Annotated in this window: 21 protein-coding genes; 5 read left to right on the top strand and 16 right to left on the bottom strand. The window is 57.5% G+C overall.

Features of this window, described 5'->3' with window-relative positions; translation table 11 throughout:
- Window positions 1-10: 10 nt before the first annotated feature.
- Window positions 11-427: a flagellar basal body rod protein FlgB gene (gene flgB, locus D0C27_RS16950; protein WP_009458122.1), complete on the bottom strand. Its 417-nt coding sequence runs from the start codon at window positions 425-427 to the stop codon at window positions 11-13.
- Between the two features lie 175 nt (window positions 428-602).
- Between flgB and flgA the strand changes: the two genes are divergently transcribed.
- From flgA to flgN, 3 genes are all read left to right on the top strand, one after another.
- Entirely contained in the window at window positions 603-1,307 is a 705-nt protein-coding gene (flgA, locus tag D0C27_RS16955; RefSeq protein ID WP_115634906.1) for a flagellar basal body P-ring formation chaperone FlgA, read from the top strand.
- Between the two features lie 84 nt (window positions 1,308-1,391).
- Complete coding sequence (flgM, locus tag D0C27_RS16960) at window positions 1,392-1,682, top strand: flagellar biosynthesis anti-sigma factor FlgM (protein WP_035269036.1); 291 nt, start codon at window positions 1,392-1,394, stop codon at window positions 1,680-1,682.
- 16 nt (window positions 1,683-1,698) lie between these two features.
- Entirely contained in the window at window positions 1,699-2,148 is a 450-nt protein-coding gene (gene flgN, locus D0C27_RS16965; RefSeq protein ID WP_060186847.1) for a flagellar export chaperone FlgN, read from the top strand.
- 303 nt (window positions 2,149-2,451) lie between these two features.
- Here flgN and flhF read toward each other — a convergent pair whose 3' ends face one another.
- The 14 genes from flhF to flhD form a co-directional block, all read right to left on the bottom strand.
- On the bottom strand, window positions 2,452-4,800 hold the full coding sequence (flhF, locus tag D0C27_RS16970) for a flagellar biosynthesis protein FlhF (RefSeq protein WP_137431364.1): 2,349 nt from the start codon (window positions 4,798-4,800) through the stop codon (window positions 2,452-2,454).
- Window positions 4,797-6,908 carry a flagellar biosynthesis protein FlhA gene (gene flhA, locus D0C27_RS16975; protein ID WP_035269032.1) on the bottom strand — a complete coding sequence of 704 codons (2,112 nt, stop codon included), beginning with the start codon at window positions 6,906-6,908 and terminating at the stop codon, window positions 4,797-4,799. The genes flhF and flhA overlap by 4 nt, the downstream gene beginning before the upstream one ends.
- Before the next feature lie 5 nt (window positions 6,909-6,913).
- A complete protein-coding gene (gene flhB, locus D0C27_RS16980) occupies window positions 6,914-8,065 on the bottom strand; it encodes a flagellar biosynthesis protein FlhB (protein ID WP_021446829.1) in 1,152 nt (383 codons plus the stop codon).
- Window positions 8,066-8,280: 215 nt separating this feature from the next.
- The gene (cheZ, locus tag D0C27_RS16985; RefSeq protein ID WP_021446830.1) at window positions 8,281-8,922 is read right to left on the bottom strand and encodes a protein phosphatase CheZ; all 642 of its coding nucleotides are present in this window, start codon (window positions 8,920-8,922) and stop codon (window positions 8,281-8,283) included.
- A 13-nt stretch (window positions 8,923-8,935) separates the two neighbouring features.
- The gene (gene cheY / locus D0C27_RS16990; protein WP_009458133.1) at window positions 8,936-9,325 is read right to left on the bottom strand and encodes a chemotaxis response regulator CheY; all 390 of its coding nucleotides are present in this window, start codon (window positions 9,323-9,325) and stop codon (window positions 8,936-8,938) included.
- 44 nt (window positions 9,326-9,369) lie between these two features.
- Complete coding sequence (locus D0C27_RS16995; RefSeq protein WP_021446831.1) at window positions 9,370-10,428, bottom strand: protein-glutamate methylesterase/protein-glutamine glutaminase; 1,059 nt, start codon at window positions 10,426-10,428, stop codon at window positions 9,370-9,372.
- 62 nt (window positions 10,429-10,490) lie between these two features.
- Window positions 10,491-11,333 carry a CheR family methyltransferase gene (locus D0C27_RS17000; protein ID WP_026484567.1) on the bottom strand — a complete coding sequence of 281 codons (843 nt, stop codon included), beginning with the start codon at window positions 11,331-11,333 and terminating at the stop codon, window positions 10,491-10,493.
- Between the two features lie 4 nt (window positions 11,334-11,337).
- Window positions 11,338-13,074 carry a methyl-accepting chemotaxis protein gene (locus D0C27_RS17005; RefSeq protein ID WP_035269028.1) on the bottom strand — a complete coding sequence of 579 codons (1,737 nt, stop codon included), beginning with the start codon at window positions 13,072-13,074 and terminating at the stop codon, window positions 11,338-11,340.
- 127 nt (window positions 13,075-13,201) lie between these two features.
- The gene (locus D0C27_RS17010; RefSeq protein ID WP_009455177.1) at window positions 13,202-13,702 is read right to left on the bottom strand and encodes a chemotaxis protein CheW; all 501 of its coding nucleotides are present in this window, start codon (window positions 13,700-13,702) and stop codon (window positions 13,202-13,204) included.
- 16 nt (window positions 13,703-13,718) lie between these two features.
- Window positions 13,719-15,818: a chemotaxis protein CheA gene (gene cheA, locus D0C27_RS17015; RefSeq protein ID WP_137431365.1), complete on the bottom strand. Its 2,100-nt coding sequence runs from the start codon at window positions 15,816-15,818 to the stop codon at window positions 13,719-13,721.
- A gap of 86 nt (window positions 15,819-15,904) precedes the next feature.
- The gene (motB, locus tag D0C27_RS17020; RefSeq protein WP_009455181.1) at window positions 15,905-16,843 is read right to left on the bottom strand and encodes a flagellar motor protein MotB; all 939 of its coding nucleotides are present in this window, start codon (window positions 16,841-16,843) and stop codon (window positions 15,905-15,907) included.
- Between the two features lie 12 nt (window positions 16,844-16,855).
- Complete coding sequence (gene motA / locus D0C27_RS17025) at window positions 16,856-17,731, bottom strand: flagellar motor stator protein MotA (RefSeq protein ID WP_026484570.1); 876 nt, start codon at window positions 17,729-17,731, stop codon at window positions 16,856-16,858.
- 191 nt (window positions 17,732-17,922) lie between these two features.
- Window positions 17,923-18,573 carry a flagellar transcriptional regulator FlhC gene (gene flhC, locus D0C27_RS17030; RefSeq protein WP_035269018.1) on the bottom strand — a complete coding sequence of 217 codons (651 nt, stop codon included), beginning with the start codon at window positions 18,571-18,573 and terminating at the stop codon, window positions 17,923-17,925.
- Between the two features lie 30 nt (window positions 18,574-18,603).
- Complete coding sequence (gene flhD / locus D0C27_RS17035; RefSeq protein WP_009455187.1) at window positions 18,604-18,930, bottom strand: flagellar transcriptional regulator FlhD; 327 nt, start codon at window positions 18,928-18,930, stop codon at window positions 18,604-18,606.
- A gap of 437 nt (window positions 18,931-19,367) precedes the next feature.
- Here flhD and D0C27_RS17040 point away from each other — a divergent pair, with 437 nt between their 5' ends.
- Entirely contained in the window at window positions 19,368-19,865 is a 498-nt protein-coding gene (locus D0C27_RS17040; protein WP_137431366.1) for a C40 family peptidase, read from the top strand.
- Between the two features lie 124 nt (window positions 19,866-19,989).
- Here the strand turns inward: D0C27_RS17040 and D0C27_RS17045 are convergent, their stop codons facing one another.
- Entirely contained in the window at window positions 19,990-21,588 is a 1,599-nt protein-coding gene (locus D0C27_RS17045; RefSeq protein WP_137431367.1) for a glycerol-3-phosphate dehydrogenase/oxidase, read from the bottom strand.
- A 200-nt stretch (window positions 21,589-21,788) separates the two neighbouring features.
- Here D0C27_RS17045 and glpK point away from each other — a divergent pair, with 200 nt between their 5' ends.
- On the top strand, window positions 21,789-23,282 hold the full coding sequence (glpK, locus tag D0C27_RS17050) for a glycerol kinase GlpK (RefSeq protein ID WP_035269011.1): 1,494 nt from the start codon (window positions 21,789-21,791) through the stop codon (window positions 23,280-23,282).
- Window positions 23,283-23,284 lie beyond the last annotated feature (2 nt).

Genomic DNA, 23,284 nt, shown 5'->3' on the forward strand with positions numbered 1-23,284 from the left:
AGACTCGCTATTACTGTTGCAAGGCCGCCATCAAGCCTTTCAAGCGCTGGGAAGCCAGGTTGATCGTGCTTTGATAGTGCAAGGTGTTATCGGCAAATTGCATGCGCTCCACATCCATCTCGACCGTGTTGCCGTCCAGAGAAGGTTGTACAGGAACGCGATAGAGCAACTCGTCCGTGCTGGGCGGACGGGTTGCCTGGGCGGGAATATGACGGGCCGAGGTCAAGGACAAACTGGTATTGGGCAAAGCCATCTGGCCCTGCCCCCCTAAAGCGGCCTTCAAGGTGGCCGTAAAGTCCATATCCCTGGCCTTGTAGTTAGGCGTGTCGGCATTGGCAATATTGGAGGCCAGCACCTCCTGGCGCTCCTGGCGCACAGCCAGGGCCGTCTGGTAAAACTTCAGGTGCTCACCGATGCGATCAATCATGGAGTCAAGCCAATATTCTGTGTTCAAGTTTGAGATCCAGGTGAACGCGCGCACGCCTTTTCACCGCCATAACAGAATGGTAGCCAGAGGCACTGCTTCACAAATCAGGGAACAAAACGCAATTTATCGGCCAGTTCAGCTCTTGACCTGGCGACTGAGTCCGTAAAATTCAGTCATGACCTTATATAGACTCCTGATCTGCGTATGCCTGTTCGCCCTGGGTGCAACAGCGAACGTGCGCGCTCAAGAGAGCGTTCAGGCGCTGAGCGTGCAAGCCATGCAGGACCAGGCGCAGGACTATCTGCTCAAGCTGGCGCAGATGTATCCCGGTATCGCCACGATCACCCTGGACAGCGCGCGCCTGAACGCCATGCCTGCCTGCACCCAGAACCAGATATTTCTGCCCAGCGGTCAACGCCTGCGATCGCGCATGAGTATTGGCGTACGCTGCCTGAGCCCACAAAGCTGGAGCACCTCCATTGGTGCCACACTCTCTATTCAGGGACACTATTACGTCACCAACCGCCGCATCAATCCGGGTGAGACCATCAATCAGGACGATCTGCTCGAGCGCGAGGGGGATTTGCTGGCTCTGGCCAATGGCGTGGTGATTGATCCCAACCAGATCATTGGTTACGTCGCCAGCCAGCGCATTCCTTTGGGCAATGCGATACGAGCTTCGGCCCTGCGCGATCCGCAGTCGGTGACACGCGGCCAGATGGTACGCACCATTGCGCGCGGTATGGGGTTTGTGGCTACCGGCGAGGGCCAGGCACTGCAAAGCGGCTCACCAGGCACCCAGATTCAGATCAAGGCCAGTTCGGGGCAAGTGATTTCCGCCACGGTACTGGATGCATCCACGGTTCAGGTCGTTCTCTAAACTAAATCGGATGAGCATGCTAAAGTTTGCGTCCAGAGCGCCGTTACAAGATCAACGCAAAGAACAGGCCGCACGGAGAAACACGTGAAGATCAGCCCCTCCCCCCTCAAGACACCCCTTGCTGAAACGTCTGCCGCAGAACGCAGCACGGCATCCCCTCGTGCGCGCCACGCGTACAACAACAGCAGCAGCACCAACGAAGTGGACTTCAGCGCTGCAGCCCGCCAGCTCAATTCCCTGCAAGACAGCAGTGCCGATGTCGACATGAAAAAAGTCGAGGCCTTGCGCGAGGCCATTGCAGCCGGCGAGCTCAAAATTGACACCAGTCGGATCGCCGACTCCCTGATTGCCTCTGTGCGCGATCTTCTCAAGTAACTCACCTGAAACGGCCATGTCTTTGCAAACCTGTCTTGCCGATCAACGCCAAACCCTGCTGGACTTCGAGCAGCTACTGGCAGAAGAAAACACCCTGCTGCTGCGCAGCTTCGAGCCACAAGAACTGGCCCAGATCACCCTGCGCAAATATCAGCTGGTTGAACGTATCGAGCAACAGGACCAGGCTCGCGCCCAGCTCCTGCAAGAGCGCGAACTGGAAAACAACATCCAGGGCCTGCGCTACGCCGCCGAAGAAGACGAACTGGAACACGAGCTGGACCAACTGATCGAACTGAGCGAGAAAGTACGCAACGCCAGCGACAACAACCGCATTCTGGTGGATACCTTTTTGGTCGACACCCAACAAAACCTGGATGCCCTGGAAGCTTTCACGGGTCGCAATACCTTTTACGACGCGTCCGGCAAAACACAGAATACGCAGTCTTCCTTGAGCTTGAAGGTTTAGAACCGAGCAGACGCCAGTAGCGTCATGCTGGAGATTGAAAGCGCCAACTATTTAGTTGGCGCTTTTTTTGTCTGATCAAAGGCTATTGATAATTCGTCTGCAGAACCGAACCACAAGCCTGAACCGCTCACAGCGAGAAACTCACAACAAATACGATGTATTTGGCGAATACACGATATTTGTTGTAATCCCCAATTCGGGATGCCCTGCCATTCAGAAACTGACAAAACCACAAACCAATTCCCGCTCTGACAGATATAAAAAAAGCCTGCCACACGGCAGGCTTTTTCAATCTTGCTGAATTTAGCTCATCGCTTCCTTCAACACCAGCATCTTCACCAGCGCATCAACCGCGTGGCTGGACTTCAGCCCCGGTTTGCCCAGCAAGCGTGCGCTGAGTTGTCGCACACCCAGATTGTCCGGTGCCTGCAGCAAATCCCAGGCGGCTAGCGTCAATTGGGCGGCGGCCAGCAAGTTGAGTTCTTCTTCAAACTCGGAATTGCTGGTAGGCAAAATGCCACGCACAGTGCTTAGCAAGCGCGCCATTTCCTGCACTTCGCTACGCAGCATCATGTAGCAGGCCAGACTGGCCGGGGCGATGGCCTCGGAGCCTGCGCGTTGGTGCATCAAGGCAAAACGGGTTTTCAACACTTTGCCGTCGTGACGACGCACGGTGCGCAGGATGATCAGGTCCAGATGCACAGGCTCGGCATTGCGTTGTCGCAACTGCACCGGCTCGACGGCGTACCACAGGGCGATTTCACCCTGCTTGGCGCGGCCCAACGTTTCCAGATGCAAGCGTGCTGCCAGATCGGGAATCGCGTGGAATGCCAGCTGTTTGCCAAGGGCATTAGGCGTGGTCTTGCCGTCCTTGTGCCACAAGGAAGTCGCACCCGGAATCAGGGCCAGCCAGTCGGCTTCCATATCAGCCCATTGACGCCACATGGTGGGCGAACCACCTTCAAAAATATGCAGCAAGTTTACCGGTTGGGCCTGGGCATTCAAGACCTGCATGGCCTGGTTCAGTGCCTGTGTCGGGCCCGGCCGTTCCATGCAGCGCACGCCCCGTACATCCGACCATTGGGAGGGCGTTTGGCGTTGATAATACGGCACGCTCAAGGCCTGACCTTTAGGACTGAACAGGAAACTGAACGAGCATTGCTCCTGGCTACCGGCAAGCTGATGATCGGCATGGATCACCAGCAAGCGGGACACATTGCCCTCACTGACTTCCTGACACGCGGCACGCATCAGGCCTTCGGCACGCTGTGCCGCCGCCCCATCCTGAACAGGGGCATTTTGCGCATGCAGATCGCGCCAGAAGTCGTAGGCTTCCGCGCAGGCCAGACGCTCGTCCAGATCGGCGGCTGCACGGCGTGCCTGCTCCAGGGCGATAGGGCCACCCGCAGAGGCAGCCGACAACAAACGCGGCAAGACACGCGCACGGCGTTCTTCTTCAGCCTGTTGCTCCTGGGCGGACTGGCCACCGCTTTCCAGCAAGGCAGCCAGATCACCGGAACTGGGCGCGTACAAGGGGCGCTGGTTCTCGCGCACCTGCAAGGCAGAGTCGACCAGTTCGGCGGCACTCATGAAACGCAAATCCTCGGGCACTTTCTGGCCGTTGGACACGTAATGAATAGGCAGCTTGAAGCGAATGGCCGTATCCAGCGGCCCACCCAGCTTGATCGCCTCGTCCACTTTGGAGATGATGCAACCGCTTAGCGGTGTGCCACCATCTTGCGTGTAGCTGCGGGCGACCTCATCCAAGGTATCGCCCTGGCTGGCAGCGTTCAGGACCAGCAAGCGTTGCACCCGGCGTCCGGCACTGGCCAGCAATGCAGCTTGTTCTCGCACATAACGGTCGCGCTGGCTGATGCCCATATTGTCGATCAGGATCACCTGATCGGGCCGCACCCCCAGCATCACGCTACGCAGTTGCGCCACGTCCTGAACAATATGCACGGCTACCCGCATCAGATCGCCATAAATTTTCAGTTGCTCGTGCGCACCGATCCGATAGGTGTCAGTCGTCAGCAAAACGACCTTATCGGGACCAAAACGGCGCACAGCACGCGCAGCCAGTTTGGCCAGCGTGGTGGTCTTGCCCACACCCGTGGGGCCCACCAGAGCCAAGGCCAAGCCGGGCTGCCACAAGGAGTCCTCGGAACGCAGTACCGGCAAATGGGTTTCCAGCTCGGTCCGCACCCATTGCAAGGCCGCCCGCGCGCCCAGTTCTTCGGGCAAGCGCTTGAGCATGGCACGCAACAAGGCAGTACTGAAGCCTTGCGATAAAAGACTCTGAAATAGATTGACCGCTACAGGCGAGCGCCGCATCTGATGACTCCAGACCAGATCGTCCATGCGGCCTTCCAGGGCACCACGCAATGCCCCAATCGCACCCATCACATTGTCGGCAGCGGGCGGTGGTGCCATTTCCTGCTGACGTATCCCCGCGGCTTGATGCGGTGTGCTGCTGGGCATGGGTGCACGTTCAGTGGCACCACCGGGAACGGAGCTGGAATCGGTAGCGAGAATCTCCACCCCGCCATTCACGCGACGGTTGGACACAATCAAGGCATCGGGGCCCAAAGCGATACGCACCTGGCGCATGGCTTCACGGCTGGTACTACCAAAAAAGCGACTTATATTCATTCAGACTGACCAATAATGGTGGTGACCCGAAGGATGCGTTCTTCAGGAATTTCAGCGTTGGACAAGACACCCAGTTGTGGGATGTGGTGACGCAAGAAACGCGACAAGGTGGCCCGCAAAACAGGCGGCACAACCAGCACGGGCGGATCCCCATGTTCCTCCTGGAACTGGGCCGCACGCATGGCATCAGTCAGTACCGACTCGGCCAGACCTGGTTCCAGTGCACCACTGCTGGTCAGCGCCTGCGTCATGACCCGCTCCAGACGGGCATCCAGACCAATCACACGCAACTCGCCCTCGCCAGGGAACCACTGCTGCACAATAGCGCGCCCCAAGGCCACGCGCAGAACCGCAAGCAATTCGCCTGCCTCCTGGCCGGGCTGAACCGCACCGGGAGCCAGAATGCGCGGCGCATGTTCAGCCAGCGTTTCCACAATGCTGCGCATATCGCGAATCGGCACATCTTCAGCCAACAGACCACGCAAGACCTTGAGCAAGAGGCTGAGGGACAAGGTTTGCGGTACGAAATCTTCGACCAGCTTGGGCGCTTCGCGGCCCACGTGATCCAGCAATTGCTGCACTTCCTGACGGCCCAGCAAATCGGCCCCGTGGCGATGCAGCAAGTGGTTGATATGCGTGGCAATTACCGTGCTGGCATCCACCACGGTGTAGCCCGCAATCTGGGCCTGCTCGCGCATGCTGACATCCACCCAGACGGCGGGCAGGCCAAAGGCTGGGTCCGTAGTAGGTGTGCCGGGCAGCTTCATGGTGACGCCACCGGGATCAATGGCCAGCCACTGCCCTGGCGTGGCGGTGCCCCGGCCAATTTCCACCCCGGCCAACAGGATGCGATAGTCGTTGGGCTTGAGCTCCAGATTGTCCCGAATATGAACCACAGGCGGCAAAAAGCCCACTTCCTGTGCGAACTTTTTACGCAAGCTGCGGATACGATGCAGCAGCTCGCCGTTTTGCGCATGGTCCACCAAAGAGATCAGGCGATAACCCACTTCCAGACCCAGCGGGTCCACCATGGACACATCATTCCAGCTGGCTTCACTGGCGGCAGAATCGGCTGCGGCCAGCACTTCATCATTGGGTTCGCTGGCTTGCTGCTGCTGTTCGAGCTGATGCTTTTGCATCATCCAGGCTCCAGCACCCAATATCGCGGCCAGCAGCAGGAACACCAGATTGGGCATGCCGGGAATCAAACCCATCAAACCCAGAATCCCGGCGGTGATATACAGCACCATGGGATTACGGAAAAGCTGGCTGACCATTTGCTGGCCCACGTCTTCATCCGTCGCCACACGCGACACTACCACACCAGCGGCAGTAGAAATGATCAGGGCTGGAATCTGGGCGACCAGTCCGTCACCAATGGTCAACAAGGTGTAAACGCGACCGGCTTCCGAGAAAGACAAGTCATGCTGCAGGACACCAATAATCAGACCACCAATCACGTTGATGACCATGATCAACAAGCCCGCCACCGCGTCCCCGCGCACGAACTTGCTGGCACCGTCCATGGAGCCGTAGAACTCGGCTTCCTGCGAAACCTCGGTACGGCGACGACGGGCATCGTCTTCGCCAATCAGGCCGGCGTTCAAGTCGGCGTCAATCGCCATCTGCTTGCCCGGCAAGGCGTCCAGGGTAAAGCGTGCTCCCACTTCCGCAATACGACCTGCACCCTTGGTAATCACCACAAAGTTGATGATGACCAGAATCACGAACACGATCAGACCAACGGCAAAGTTACCGCCCACCAGAAAGTGACCAAAAGCCTCAATCACCTGACCAGCAGCGTCCGGGCCTTTGTGGCCGTTCATCAGTACCACTCGGGTAGAGGCCACGTTCAGGGCCAGACGTAACAAGGTCGCAAACAGCAGCACTGCCGGGAAAGCGGCAAAGTCCAGCGGCTTTTTGGTGAACATGGCCACCAGCAGAATCATGACGGCCAGGGCGATGTTAAAGGTAAACAGCAGGTCCAGCAGAAACGGTGGCAAGGGCAGAATCATCATGGCCATGACCATGAGGATCAGCACCGGACCGGCTAATAGCCGGGCGTGTTGACCACCGTTTTGTTTCAGTAAGGCAAAAAAATTGTTCATTGCTTTTAGTGTTTGCGCGAACGCAGTGGCCCTTCATCCATGCCTGTCGGCACTTTCAATCGGGTGGGCATGATCGGGCGCTCGCCCTGCCCCTTGTTCCAGTTACGAAGCTGATAAACCCAGGCCAGCACTTCGGCCACGGCCGAGTACAAGTCCACAGGAATCTCGCGCTCCAGCTCCACGTTGAAGTACAAGGCCCGTGCCAGCGCTGGCGCCTCCAGCATGGCCACCTTATGCTCGGCGGCCAGCCCGCGAATCTTGGCAGCAATCAGCCCCGTGCCTTTGGCAACCACACGGGGGGCACCGCCCTTGCCGTCCTGATACTTCAAGGCCACCGCATAATGCGTAGGGTTGGTAACCACCACATCGGCCCCCGGCACCTGGGACATCATGCGCGAACGGGCCATGGACCGTTGCTGCTGCCGGATGCGCCCTTTCACATGCGGGTCACCCTCGCTTTCCTTATGTTCTTCTTTCACATCCTGGCGCGACATGCGCAGCTTTTTGTAAAAGCTCCACAACTGCCAGGGCGCATCAATCAAGACAATCACCAGCAAGCTGGCGGCGATCAGGGCACAACACTTGATGATCAGTGTCATCCCCGTGGCAATGGCCGCCGTGGGATGCACATACATCAAGGCCGTCATCTGCTCGCGCTCGGTCCAGATCACATACACCGCCACCGAACCCACCAGACCGGCTTTGGCCAGGGTCTTGATCAGCTCGATCACGGTCTGCATGGAAAACATGCGCTTGATGCCCTTGGCCGGATTCATGCGCTCGAACTTGGGCTGCAAGGCCTTGCCGCTAAAGCTCATGCCGCCCAGCGCGATCGAGGCAAAGATCGCGACCACAACCAGCAGCAGGAACAGCGGTGCCAGACCTTTTAATGCTTCGCCTGCCAGACCGGCCGCCTGCACAACCATGGCGCTGGGATCGTGCGCTACGCGCGGATCAAACCAGACGCTGCGACGCACAATGCCGCCAAAAGTCTCGTACAAATAGCTGGCCCCGGCCCAGATTCCGCCAATCCCGGCCAGCAGCATCAGGAATGTCGTCAGCTCTCTGGAACGCGCCACCTGCCCTTCTTCCCGCGCCTTTTCCAGGCGCCGGGGTGAGGCCGGTTCCGTTTTTTCGAGATCGCTGTCTTCTGCCATGGACTGCCAAGACGCAGGAATTGAAAGAATGAATCACGCGCCCAGCACGAATGTCGCGTTCGCACTGCAGGCCGCGGGGTCATTCTAAAAGAGCACCGCGGCTCTGATAGCGCGGAGAAAGCCCGATAAAAGCAGGCTGTTCCCCACAAGCAAAAAGGCGCTGCAAGGTGCAGCGCCTTTCTGAAGCGAACGCGATGATCGAATTTGGGCGGGGATTAAAAGCCCAGATTCGCCAGCAAGTCGTCCACCTGGTCCTGGCTGGTGACCACTTCCGAAGCTACCGGCGAGACCACCGGACCGTTGATAAGACTTTGAGTTTCTTCGCGTTTTTCTGTGGGGACATTATCGACCAGCACCTGGACCAGTTCGGTCTCGATGGTGCCAACCACACCCAGCATGCGCGTGATCACCTGCCCGGTCAGATCCTGAAAGTCCTGGGCCATGATGATTTCCAGCAGATTGTCCTGCGTCTGCTGGGCCTTGACGGGCACATCGCGCAAGAAGCCGCGGGTACGCTTGACCAGTTCGCGGGCCTGGTCCTGGTCCAGAGGCTGTTCAAACCACTGTTCCCATTCGGCATCCAGGGCCTGGGCGTCCTCTTGCAAGGACTCCTGCAAAGGACGCACCTGCTCGGCCGCGTTCAGTACCCGGTTGGCGGCCTGCTCAGTCATGCGAGCCACATAGTGCAGACGATCACGGGCATCCGGAATCGCGTGCGCGGCATCTTTAATGGCCTGATCCAGACCCAGTTCGCGCATGCTTTCCCGCAGCAGGCGGGTCAGATTGGCGATGCGGTAGACCAGATCAACCGGTACGCTTTGGGGGTCGGGATGATTCGGTGTTTGCTGTGGATCCATGACGTACTCCGTATTAACCGGCCATTTTCTCGAAGATCTTGTTCAGCTTCTCTTCCAGAGTTGCGGCGGTAAAGGGTTTGACGACGTAGCCATTGGCGCCCGCCTGGGCGGCGGCAATAATGTTCTCTTTCTTGGCTTCGGCGGTCACCATCAGCACAGGCAAAGAGGACAGGTTGGCATCGGCACGAATCTGCTTGAGCATTTCCAGCCCATCCAGATTCGGCATATTCCAGTCAGAGACCACAAACTCGAAATTGCCGTTGCGCAGTTTTTCCAGGCCCATCTGACCATCTTCTGCTTCGTCTACATTCTCGTATCCCAGATCCTTGAGCAGGTTCTTGATGATCCGGCGCATGGTGGGAAAGTCATCGACGACGAGAATTTTTATATTTTTTTGTACCATTTACATTCTCCAAATGAGTAGCATGCCAGTGCGTTCAGGACCGTTTATACACGGTGCCCAAAGGCCCCCACACTGGCCAGAATTCGTTCGCTGATCTGCCCCAAGGGCAAGGCGATGTCCGCCGCGCCAATTTGCAGGGCTTCACGCGGCATGCCAAAGACCACGCTGGTGGCTTCGTCCTGGGCAAAAGTCATGGCACCGGCCTGTTTCATGGCCAGCAAACCTTGCGCGCCGTCCTTGCCCATGCCGGTCAGAATGACACCCACGGCATTGCGTCCGGCCAGCTCGGCGGCAGAGTGAAACAGCACATCAACCGAGGGCCGGTGGCGGTTGACAGGTTCACTGTCCACCAGCTTGACCACATAGTTGGCACCCGAGCGGGCCAGCTTCATGTGCGCCACGCCACCGGGAGCCAGATACACATGGCCGGGCAACACGCGCTGACCATCTTCGGCCTCGTGCACCTGCATGGAGCACAGTCCATCCAGACGGTTCACGAACGAGCGCGTGAAACCGGCTGGCATATGTTGGGTAATCATGATGGCCGGACAATTAGCCGGCAAAGGCTCCAGCACCTGGCGAATGGCCTCGGTGCCGCCTGTGGATGCACCGATCATGATCAGTTTTTCAGTGGTCGAAAAGTTGTGCGTCAGGCGACGAGCCGGGGCGGACCCTGCCGGGGCCGGGGTCGCACGACGTGGACGCGCAATGGAAGCGGCGCGGATCTTGTCGGCAATCAGGTCCGAGTAATCCAGCAAGCCATCTCGCAGGCCCAGCTTGGGCTTGGTCACAAAGTCCACCGCGCCCAGCTCCAGGGCACGCAAGGTCACGTCCGAATTGCGCTCGGTCAGCGAGGACACCATCACCACGGGCATGGGACGCAAGCGCATCAGTCGCTCCAGAAAGTCCAGCCCGTCCATGCGCGGCATCTCGACGTCCAGCGTCAGCACATCCGGATTGTGTTCTTTGATCAGCTCGCGCGCCACCAGCGGATCGGGGGCCACGGCCACCACTTCCATATCCGCATGACTGTTGATAATTTCCACCATCAGGCTGCGCACCAGGGCGGAATCGTCTACACACAAAACTCGAATTTTCTTCATGCTACTCATAATCCCGATTTCAAACGCCAACAGAGCTTGGGGCGGGGTGAAACTAATGGGCCCTAGTTCCGGACATACACCGTCTGACCCAGCAAACGAAAGGCCTTGGTCAGATAGGAGAAGTTCTCGGAATGCCCCACAAACAGCAGTCCGCCAGGCTTGGTGACGGCGGCGAATCGCTCCAGGATGCGTGTCTGATCGTCCCGGTCAAAATAAATCATGGTGTTTCTACAGAAGATCACATCAAAACGGCTGGAAGACGGCCAGGCCGGCCCCACCAGATTGAACTCCTCGAACTCCACCATATTGCGCAACACGGGCTTGACGCGTGCCAGCCCCTTGCGAGCGCCCACGCCACGCTGAAAGTAACGCGGCAGCCACAAATCGGGCACGGGCTGAATGCGCTCCAGGGTATACACGCCCTGACGGGCCTTGTCCAAAGCTGCCGAGTCAATATCGCTAGCCAGAATGGATACGTTCACATCCGGTGAAGGGCAGTGTTCGCGCACCGTCATGGCAATGGAATACGCTTCCTCGCCCGTAGAGGCGGCGCTGCACCAGATATCCAGGGGTTTGCCGCGTGTACTGACAAACTTGCCCAGAATATCGAAGTGATGTTGCTCCCGAAAAAACGCGGTGTGATTGATGGTGAAAGCGTTGACGAAGTCCTGCCACTCCTGGCTATGCGTGTCCTGTTCCAGAATATCCAGGTACTGGCGTACCTCGCGCATGCCCGCGTTCTGACTGCGCATACCCAGCGTGCGGGCCACCATATCTTCTTTGTGGGTACCTAAGATGATGCCCGCATACGACTTGAGCAAGCGCGCGGCTCGCTCACAGTCGGCCCTCGAGGCTTGCGGGATCGAGGGCAATGTATAAACAAAAGGTTCCACAGATGTGCTCATATAACTACAGGCTGGCCAAGGTCCCGCTAAAAGGCCCCGCCGACAGACGCTCGGTAGAACGTAATCGTTCCGGCTCGGGCGCTTCAAACGGATCATCAATAATGTCTTGCGCACTGACTTTGAACGCCGACACCGCATCGGACAAACGGGTCGCCTGATCCTGCAAGGAGCCCGCCGCAGCGGTAGCCTGCTCGACCAGGGCCGCGTTCTGCTGCACAACCACATCCATTTGCGCAACCGCCCGGTTCACCTGCTCAATTCCTTCGGACTGCTCGTTTGAAGCCGAGGAGATTTCCGCCATGATGGTCGTTACGCTCTGTACCGAGCTGACCACTTCCATGACCACCTTGCCCGCCTCATCCACCTGTCGAGTCCCTTCTTTCACTTTGGCCAGCGACTGCTCGATCAAGCCCTTGATCTCGCGCGCCGCTTGCGCACTGCGCTGGGCCAGACTGCGTACTTCACCGGCCACCACCGCAAAACCCTTGCCCTGCTCGCCTGCACGGGCGGCTTCCACCGCGGCGTTCAAGGCCAGAATATTGGTCTGGAAGGCAATGCCGTCGATCACGTTCACGATCTGGGCAATCTGTCCCGAACTGGCCGACAAGTCTTCCATGGTTTGCACCACGGTAGAGACCGCCTGGCCACCGCGCAGAGCCACTTCGGAAGCATTCTTGGCAACCTGATCCGCTTGCTGGGCATTGTCCGAGTTCTGACGAACCGTACTGGCCAACTGCTCCATGCTGGCCGCAGTCTGCTGCAAGGAGGCGGCCTGCTCTTCCGTACGACTGCTCAAGTCCGTATTGCCCACATAGATTTCATGCGAGCCAAAAGTGATCTCTTCCACGCCCTGGCGCACGGTCTGCACCATGGACTGCAAGCTGCCCTGCATGCGACGCACGGCGTCATACAGCACACCAATTTCATTGGTGGACTTCACTTCCACGCGCTGGGTCAGATCCCCGCTGGCGATGCGATCAAAGTGCGCACCGGCCTGACGCAAGGGGCGCAACACCATGCGATTCAAGAACACATACACGGCCAAGGAGATAAACAGACAAAGCACCATGGCCAGACCCACCAGGCGGATCACCATGTTGTACTGGTCGTTTTCTTTCTGGTATTGCGAGTCGATAGAACGCTGCTGAGCTTCCTGCAAGGTGTTCAAGGCGCTGTACAGATCCTCTTCCAGGAACTTGGTGGTAGTCGCCACATAGCTGCGGAAACCCGCAATATCACCTTGCTCCAGATAGGCGATCAAGGGCAGCACGCCACCTTGCATCAGGGACATGAACGCCGCATCGACACGCTGGTAGTAATCGTTGGTGCCTTCCAGCTGGGTGGCAACACCCTGGTATTCAAAGAAGGCTTCCTGGGCCAGTTCAAACTGCTTGCGCGTGGCATCCAGGGCATCCCGGGTTGCCGAGCTGATCGCCGAGGTTTTGGGAGCCACATCGCTCCACTCGGCCATCAAGTCCTGGTTTTGCAGATCATTGCTGACCACATAGCTGATGGCCGCTCGTCCAATCAGGGTTTGAGTCTCTTTGTAGCGCTCGATGGCCTGATACATGGCCGAGCCTACACGCTGATTGACCACGATGCTTTGCAGCGCACCGTTATTGGCGCGCAGGGACAAAATCCCCAGAGCGGCGCCTGCCACCAGCATTGCTAAAAAAAACACCAGTACCAGAATCAGACTGGTCCGCACCTTCAGATTGGCTAAACGTAATCCATCCAGCATTGCAAGCACCTTGTCTAGAGTAGATCCGAACATCAGAGGCGCTTGTGACGCCTCCCCCGGCCCGAACATTCCTTGAAGGACCCGTTAAACAAGTCCCCGCCTGGCAAGTCTTTGCAGACTCGGGCGATCAGGCCACTGCGCTGTCAACCAGAGCCATCTCTTCACTGGTCATCAGTTTTTCAATATCCACCAAAATCAGCATACGTTCGCCCAGCGTACCGATACCGGTCAGGTACTCGGTCGAGAAGGCGGTGCCGAAGCTGGGGGCAGCGCTGATCTGGGACGATTGCAGCACCAGTACATCCGAGACACCATCCACCACCACACCCACTACGCGGTCGTGTAAGTTCAGAATCACCACGACGGTCTGGTGGTCGTACTCCACCCGTTCCATGTTGAAACGCACCCGCAAGTCTGCGATAGGAACAATCACGCCACGCAGATTGGTAACGCCCTTGATGAAATTGGGCACGTTGGCGATACGAGTGACGGTCTGGGAGTCGTAGCCCCGGATCTCCTGAACTTTCAGAATATCGATGCCGTATTCCTGGTCGCCCAGAGTAAATACCAGATACTCCTTGCCGCCAGCCTCGGCAGCTTCGGAGTGGGAAGTAAAGTCGTTGGACATAAAGATCTCCGAATAATCAGGCCCACGTCGAGGCGGGGTCCCGCGCCAGACGTTGCAAGGCAAAAACATCAACAATCAGGGCTACGCTGCCATCGCCCAAAATGGTGGCAGCGGAAATACCCGGAATTTTTCTATAGTTGGCTTCCAGGTTCTTGACCACGACTTGATGCTGACCAATCAGGTGATCGACCAGCAAGGCAAAGCGCATGTCTTCGGCCTGCAAGATAACGGCAATCGCACGAGTCACATCGGTCTCGGCCCCTTCAACCGAGAAGATGTCACGCAGGGAAATCAGGGGCAGATACTCGCCACGTACAAACATGACGTGATCGGTATCGGTGACGCTGCGCAACTGTTCTTCAGTGGGCTGCATGGATTCGGTTACGTGAGCCAGCGGCAGGATGAACACCTCATTGCCCACCTGGACCGACATGCCGTCCAGAATCGCCAGCGTCAGCGGCAAAACAATACGGGTGGTCGTTCCCTTGCCTGCGCGCGAGTACAGCTGCACATGGCCGCCCATGCTTTGGATATTGCGTCGCACCACGTCCATGCCCACACCACGTCCGGAAATTTCCGTGACTTTGTCGGCGGTGGAAAAGCCGGGGGCAAAAATCAGTTGCCACACTTCGTCGTCCGGCATGGTCTCGGTGACCGGCAGGCCCGAAGACATGGCTTTCTTCAAAATACGTTCGCGGTTCAGACCAGCGCCATCGTCCACCACTTCAATGATGATATGGCCGCCCTGGTGCTGGGCCGACAAGGTCAGCACGCCCTCTTCTTCCTTGCCCGCAGCCAGACGATCCTCGGGCATTTCAATGCCGTGATCGATACTGTTGCGCACCAGGTGCGTGAGCGGATCAATAATGCGTTCGATCAGGCTCTTGTCCAGCTCGGTGGCCTGCCCTTTGGTGACCAGACGAATCTTCTTGTTCATGCGGGCCGCGCTTTCACGCACCACACGCGGAAAGCGGCTGAACACGTAATCCATCGGCATCATGCGAATGGACATCACGGACTCTTGCAGGTCGCGCGCATTGCGCTCCAACTGTTCGATGCCATTCAAAAGACGATCATGCACGACCGGGTCCAGCGTCGAGGCGGTTTGCACCAGCATGGCTTGCGTAATCACCAGCTCGCCCACCAGGTTGATGATCTGGTCAACTTTTTCCACGCCCACACGGATCGTGCCGGACTCTTTGGGAGCCGCGGCCTTGGCGGGTTTGTCGGCAGCTTTAGGGGCAGCAGCAGGAGCAGGCGTTTCGGTTTTTTCTAGTTCAGCGGCAACAGAGGCCGTTGCGGGAGCCGGAGCAGCCGGTGCAGCGACGGGGGCTGCAGGCTCGGCAGCCACTGCGGCGGGAACTGAGGCCGAGGCTGCTGCGGCAGCGGCTGGAGCCGCCGCTTGTCCTGGGGCTGCGGCCGGTTTTACCGACACCTGATCGGCATTCAGAATAAAGCAGCAAACGGCCAGGATGTCGTCCGCTGAACCTGTGGTTTCCACCCAGATATCCAGGCGATCGCCTTCACGGGTTTGATGGACGATGGTTCCCATCAACTCCATTTCTTGTTGCAGCGCCTCCGCATCTTTATCCGATACCGGTCCCATGGACACCCACAGTGGCAAGCCATCCGTATTGGCGGCCGGTTCCGGCTCGGGTTCCGCTTCGGCTTGCAGAATCGCTTCGGTTCCTTTGGCGTCCGTTGCCAGAATGCCCTTTTGCTCCAGGGCCAGTTGCCTCAATTGCGCGCAGATACGGGTATAGGCTTCCTCGTCAGGCTCCTGTTCCTCGCGGTAGGCATTGACTTGTCCGGTTAGCACGTCCTTGGTTTCCAGAAAGAGGTCAATCATGTCCTTGCGCAATTGCATCTCGCCATTACGGACCAGATCGAGCAGATTTTCGAGTAAGTGGGTAGTTTCAGCCAGCTGACCGAAGCAACCAAACGTGCCTGCACCGCCCTTGATCGAGTGCGCGGCCCGGAAGATGGCATTGAGCTGATCGCGATCAGGCTCGTCCAGATCCAGCTCCAGCAGCAAGCGCTCCATGTCCGCCAGCAACTCATCGGCTTCATCGAAAAAGGTTTCGTAAAACTGACTCAGATCTACGCCGGAGCTCATGAACACTTCCTTCCTGGTTATGGCTTAGAACAACAAAACAAAAAGCACAGCCCAAACACCTGGGCCGTCGGGCCTGTTAACAAGCGCTAGGGCACCACTGGCAAGGCAGAAGGCATTTCAGGCAGACCGGGAATATGAATACTGATTGGCCCCTCGGTCTCCTGCATGGCTTCGCGCAAATCAAACTCTTCCGAACCGCTTGCGGCTTGCTCGTCCATGCGTCGTTCGGCCCGGCTATTGAGCACGAGCAGGCTGATACGTCGATTTACGGCTGCGGCGGGGTTATCTTTAACCAGGCTGACACTATCGGCCAAACCCACGACCTGCTTGACCTTGGCCTCGGCCAGACCACCAGCCACCAGCTCCTGTCGAGCCGCATTGGCACGATCGGCTGACAGCTCCCAGTTACTGTACAAACGCTCGCCACTGGCGTACTGCAGCGAGTCGGTGTGGCCGGAAATCAGAATACGGTTAGGCATCTCGTTCAAGGGGGCGCTTAGCGAGCGCAAAATGGCCCGCATGTAAATCTGCACCTGTGCGCTGCCCGTGGAGAACATGGGGCGGCTTTGACGGTCGATAATCTGGATGCGCAAACCGTCCTGAGTCATGTCCAGCAGTAGTTGCGGACGGAATTCTTTCAGCACGGGATCGATACGGATCAGTTCTTCCAGAGCCGATTTCAAATCTTCCAGACGCTCCACATCCTGGCGATCATCGGCCGCCTGGCTGCTGTTCGTGCCGGGATGGGGATTGGGAACCAGGCTGGGCTGGCCACCAGGAATGACGCTGCGCGAATAGTCGGCCTGATAGCCGCCCGAAACGGCGTCCATCAAGGGCATGCGGAAGTAATCGGCAATTTCCTTCAAGTCCTGCTTGGGAACCAGGGAAAGAATCCACATCACCAGGAAAAAAGCCATCATCGCCGTCATGAAGTCAGCGTAGGCAATTTTCCAGCTACCACCATGATGCTCGGCATGGGCCGTCTTCTTGCGACGGATGACCACGCGATCTTTATGATTGCTCATGAACGCATCCGCTTAGGCTTTGCGACCAGCACCCGAGCGGGCCTGACGTACATGCTCTTCCAGCTCCTGGAACGAAGGGCGATCGGAGGAAAACAGCACTTTACGACCAAATTCCACGGCAAGCTGGGGCGGGTAACCATTCAGATTGGCCAGCAAAGTGACCTTGATGCACTCCAGCACCTTGACCGAATCCGAGGTACGGCGTTCGATGGTAGCGGCCAAGGGAGCGACAAAGCCGTAGGCTAGCAAGATACCCAGGAAGGTACCAACCATGGCCTTGGAAATCAGGTCTGCCAGCACGGCAGGCGGCTGGTCTACGGAGGCCAGCGCTTTCACCACACCCAGCACCGCCGCCACAATCCCGAAAGCGGGCAAGGCGTCAGCCACTTCACGCAAGGCGCGTGCCGGCACGTTGCGTTCGTGCTGGTGGGTCTCGATATCCTGGTCCATCAGCGTTTCGATTTCAAACGAGCTCATATTGCCGCTGATCATCAAACGCAGGTAGTCGGACACAAAGTTCATCAAAGCCGGATCTTTCACCACATTGGGGTAATCGGCAAAGATGGGACTTTGTTCGGGGTTTTCGATATCCGCTTCGATGGACATCATGCCATCGCGTCGAGCCTTGTTCAGCAGCACAGACAACATGCCCATCAACTGCATGTACAACTGCTTGTTGTAGGGGCTGCTGCGAAATGCAATCGGCAACGCTTTGGCCAGCAGCTTGATGGACTTGCCGCTGTTGGACGCAAAATAGGCCCCCAGGGCCGCGCCACCAATCAGCAGTAATTCAAAAGGCTGGTATAGCGCACCCAAGTGCCCGCCCAACCCCACAAAGCTCCCGAAAACGGAGACGAAAACAATGATATATCCAAGGATAATAAGCACGGATACGCCTTCTTCAAATACACGCTGCTAATGATGGCGGCAAGCAACCGGGCTAAAACGACGCGTTAATGGCCTTTTTCCAGCCTAGATCGACGCTTCCAGTTACCTTGACACTTTCAGATTCTTATCAGATCCACATCAAAAACCAGCATCTATCCGGCTTTGCTGCACACTGACGACAAAAGCTATTGCTAGATGGGCACGTCTACCTGTGCGTTGACGTGCCCCGTGACCCTGGCTTGCGGCTCCTTGACCGGCTCTGATTTTCGACTTTTGCCGCCCGGAGATTTAGGTGTACTGCGTGCCTTGCTGGCACGGGTCTTGCCAGCCCGTGGTGGCGGACGGCAAATGGCACAAATAAAGCCTGATTCAGGATCGTGCGCATGGGCCACAAAGCCCCCCTTGCAGCGCTCGCACTGGGACAGCTGCAACAAACCGCTATCAAAAAAGCGCAGCAGCATCCAGGCACGAGTAAAACTCAGCACGGGCTCTTCATCCGGCCCCACGTCCAGACGCCCGGCCGACGATTGCTCCAGGTAAAGGCGATAAGCCTCGACCAGTGCACGGCTTTTATCGCACGGCGTATGCACGGCCATGAACTGGTAAATGCTGTAGAACAGGCTGGAATGAATATTGGGCAGCCAGGTCATGAACCAGTCGACAGAAAAAGGCAGCATCCCTTTGGGTGGCGAGCAGCCTTTGACTTCACGGTACAAACGGGCCAGCCGGTCGTAGCTTAATGATGTTTCTGCTTGCAGGACCTGCAAACGCGCCCCCAGCTCAATCATGTCGGAAGCAAGCCCAATTTCCTGAGCTTCTTTGGCGACGCTTTTTATAGCCATAGTTCTTGATGTAATAAATTCGCAGCCGGTTTAACCGGCTTGTTCTGCCGTCGCGCGCTGTGACAGAAGAATGGTGGAGTGGGCCTGCTGCAATACCCCTCCCAGCACATCCTGCGTCAAGGTGGTGAGCAGGTCGTAGTCATTGAAGCGAAAGCCGCAAATCAACGAGCTGGAGCTGGCCAGCTTGACCAATTGGGCCGGCGACAGACGCAACAAGGTCTCTGCCACATCGGTATCGAAGCCCAAACGGAACATACCTGCCGAAAAATTCTCCCGCAGCAGGCGCTGCGCGAGTAACAAGTACGACAAATTGACTTCCTGAATATCATTCAGCAGCGAATTTTCCGATACGGGCATGTCAGCCATCCTTGTAAATCTGTTAATCAGCCAGTTTCTTGTAACAAAACACATTTAAAATATATAAAGTTACATAAATATGTATCATGCCTTGCAATCTATTGCATGAATATAATTTTTACATTCTCGATGTTTCCGACACATACCCTCTTTTAATGCCCTAAAAACATGGAAAACATCAAATATATGCAATAAACGTATCAAGACACAGCAGAATATTATCAGATGCTCACTTAATGTTGTAGTTATAAACGAGATGTAACATGACAAAGATCAAAGCGTCTGTATCAAAATTATGTTTTGTTGCATACATTAGCCATTAATTAATGCATATTTCGACGATCCATCTCACGCGCTGCCTAAAAAGCGTCGAAATATCGGATAATCTTCTGGTAACAGCTTTCCCCGCCGCCCCCACATCCGTTTTGTAACAGCCCATGGTTCCTGCTGCTTTTACGCAACGTCTGTTTGCCTTGTGCCTGACACTGATCCTGGCGGCTTGTGCGCACACGCCCTCGTCCCACCTACCCGCCGGCAAACCCATTGGTGTGGATGAACAACGCCGCTCAGCCGTAGTCCTGTCTGCCCTGACCTTGCTGGATACGCCTTACCGCTACGGCGGACGCGAACCGTCTACCGGCTTTGATTGCAGCGGCCTGGTGCACTATGTATTCAGCCAGGAATCCAGTTCCCCCATTCCACGCCGCACCGGCGACCAGGCCAGCGCGGCCCGGCGTGTCAGTCGTTCACAGCTGCGCCCGGGTGATCTGGTGTTTTTCAATACGCTGGGTACCCCGAACTCGCATGTAGGCATCTATATAGGCAAGCAACAATTCATCAACGCTCCCTCCAGTGGTGGACGCGTGCGGATTGATTCACTGGACAATCCCTATTTCGCCAAACGCTTTGAAACAGCTCGCACTTTCTTTGATTGACTCATCGGCAAACCAGCGCAGGCATTGAAAGAAAGCAGGTCTGGTCTTTCACCAGGCCCAATTTCATTGAGCGCAAAAAGCAAAAAGGCCCGTGATGAACGGGCCCTTTCTTATTGCCATACGTTTAACGCGTAGGCACGGTGGCGTATTGCTCGGCCAGTTCCAGAAAGGCCTCCAGCTCGGGCGAGCGCCCGGTTTCTTCTTCCATAATTGCCGCCACCGCTGGGGCAAGCGATTGCGCCAGACGCGCATCAAGGAACAAAAGGCGCGAACGACGGGCCAGCATATCTTCAACGGTACGGGCATATTCAAAGCGGCAAGCAAAGCGCACCATGGCCACACTCAAGCCCGGCGCCAATTCCTGATCCGCTCCCGGCAAGGTCTGCACCCAATCGGCCTCGCTGCCATACGCATCCAGACCGGCTGTACGCCCCAGAGAACGCCGGTCACCTACATAAGAAGCACCGACCAAACGTTGCTCCTGAGTCCGACAGGCTGGCAAAGGCCCCAGCAAGCCGGACTGCTGGCAGCGTTCCAGCACATCTTCGGCCATGGCACGATACGTCGTCCATTTGCCGCCAGTGACTGTCAGCAAACCATTCGCACTAACCGTAATGCTATGTTCCCGGCTGATGGATTGCGTCTGCCCCGCGGCCGACTCGGCTGCAGGGCGCACCAGCGGTCGCAGCCCCACCCAGATACTGCGCACATCCTGCACCGTGGGCGCTTTTTGCAGATAATTCGCGGACTCTTTCAGAATGAAATCCACTTCCTGGGCCAAGGGGTGCGGCTCCAGCGGAATATCGTCTCGGGGAGTATCCGTCGTGCCCAAAATCAGCTTGCCCAACCAAGGCACGGCAAACAAGACCCGGCCATCCTTGGTCCGTGGCACAAGCAAGGCGTGTTCACCGGGCAGGAATTCCTGATCAACCACCAAGTGCACACCCTGGCTGGGCGAAACCATAGGGCGCAGTTCACGCCCGGCTTCCTGCGCATCCAGTTGTCGCACCTGATCCACCCACACGCCCGTGGCATTGACCACGCATGTGCTCTGGATCTCGTAGGTCTGACCGCTTTCCTTGTCCTGGCAGCGCACCCCGCAGACCTTGCCCTCGCTGTGCATCACATCCACAACCGGACAGTAATTGATGAGCAAGGCCCCATTCAGTGCCGCCGTACGGGCCAGGGCCAAGGCCAGACGGGCATCATCAAACTGGCCGTCCCAATATTTCACACCACCTTTCAGGCCACTTTGCCGCGCACCGGGCAGAAGCTGCCGGATCTTGGAAGCACTCAAAAATTGGGTATGACCCAACCCCTCGCGCCCCGCCAAACCGTCATAGGCCATCAGGCCCACCCCGTAAAACGGAGTCTCCCAGCACTTGTAGCTGGGCATGACAAAAGGCAGGCGCTGCGCCAGATGGGGCGCATTGCTGAGCAAATGCATACGCTCGCGCAAGGCTTCACGCACCAGACTGACATTACCCTGGGCCAGGTATCGCACCCCGCCGTGTACCAGCTTGGTCGCCCGCGAGGACGTGCCTTTGGCAAAGTCCCAGGCTTCCAGCACAACCACACTCAAGCCCCGCAAGGCCGCGTCCAGAGCCACGCCCAAGCCGGTAGCGCCACCACCCACCACGACCATATCCACCTGCGTGGTGCGCGCCAAGGCGCCCAGCATCTGGGCTCTGTCGGTCAATAAGGGGGAACTTAATGTAGTCATAAGATGAGCTTTGGACCTGAAATTAGCAGACACCCGAAAAAAACACTGACTGGCTCGGGATTTACCCTGATTTTAGCCCCTGAACTTTTACCGTCCAGTGAAACTTGTTTGCTCGCGTATCAAGTCCCCTTCTGCGACCGGACACAGAGCACACAGAGCCAGTACACTGTGGTCTGCTCCGCTTTTACTGCCTCATTCGCATGACATTCATACTTGCTCTTGATCAGGGAACCTCCAGCTCGCGCAGCCTTGTGGTAGCGGCAGACGGCCGCATTCTGGCCAAGGCGCAGCAGGAAACTCAGCAATACTACCCGCGTACAGACTGGGTGGAGCATGATCCCCAGGAAATCCTGGACACCCAGTTCCGGACCGCCCGGCAAGCGATTGAGCAGGCAGGGCTACGCCCTCAGGACATACACGCCATTGGCATTACCAATCAGCGTGAAACCACAGTGCTATGGGATCGGCAAACCGGGCAGGCTCTGCACAAGGCCATCGTCTGGCAAGACAGACGCGCCGAGGACTTCTGCGCCCAGTTGCGCGAACAAGGGCACGAAGCCACCATTACCGGCAAGACCGGCCTGCCTATTGATGCCTATTTTTCGGCCTCCAAGCTGCGTTGGCTGCTGGACTCCGTACCCGGCGCCCGTGAACGTGCAGCGCGTGGTGAACTGGCTTTCGGCACCATTGATAGCTGGCTGATCTGGCATTTAAGTGGCGGCAAAGTTCACGCCACCGATGTCAGCAATGCCTCGCGCACTCTGCTCTACAACATTCATAGCCAGCAATGGGACGATGAGTTGCTGGCCCTGTTCAACATCCCGGCCAGCGTCTTGCCCCAGGTACAGAGCTCCGCCTCCGAGTTTGGCCATTGCAGCCCCGAAATTCTGGGTAGCCCCATTCCCATTTGTGGTGTGGCGGGCGACCAACAAAGCGCCCTGTTCGGCCAGGCTTGCACAACACCCGGCATGGCCAAGAATACCTATGGCACAGGCTGCTTCCTGTTGATGCACTGTGGCTCGCAAGTCCCCCAATCCCATAACGGCCTGATCGCAACCAGCGCCGCCCATCATGGCGATGCTCCCGCCTATGCGCTGGAAGGCAGCGTCTTTATTGGGGGGGCGGTGGTCCAATGGCTGCGCGATGGTCTGGGCGCACTGGAACATAGCGCGCAAGTCGAAGAGCTGGCTCGCAGCGTACCGGATGCACAAGGCGTACGACTGGTCCCTGCCTTCACCGGCCTGGGCGCCCCCTATTGGGATGCCCAAGCCCGCGGCACCATTACCGGCCTGACACGCGCCTCCACCATGGCCCACATCGCCCGCGCTGCTCTGGACAGCATTGCCTACCAAAGCGCCGCCGTGCTGCAAGCCATGAATCGGGATGTACAGGCCAACGGCGGCCCGGCCTTGCACGAGCTGCGTGTGGACGGTGGGGCCTGCGCCAATAATCTTCTGATGCAATTTCAAGCAGACTTGTTGGGCCTGCCTGTCGTGCGTCCCGTTACTATTGAGACGACCGCGCTGGGCGCCGCCTATCTGGCGGGCTTGGGCAGCGGTCTGTATTCAGGTCTGCCTGAGATTGCGGCGCTATGGCAATGCGACCGGGTTTTCGAGCCCATCATGTCGCGCGATGAAGCCCAAAACCTGATGCTCAGTTGGGAACAAGCCGTGCGTCAGGCACGCACTTATTGAAC

Origin of the sequence: Alcaligenes faecalis (assembly GCF_005311025.1) — a bacterium.
Classification (GTDB): domain Bacteria; phylum Pseudomonadota; class Gammaproteobacteria; order Burkholderiales; family Burkholderiaceae_B; genus Alcaligenes; species Alcaligenes phenolicus.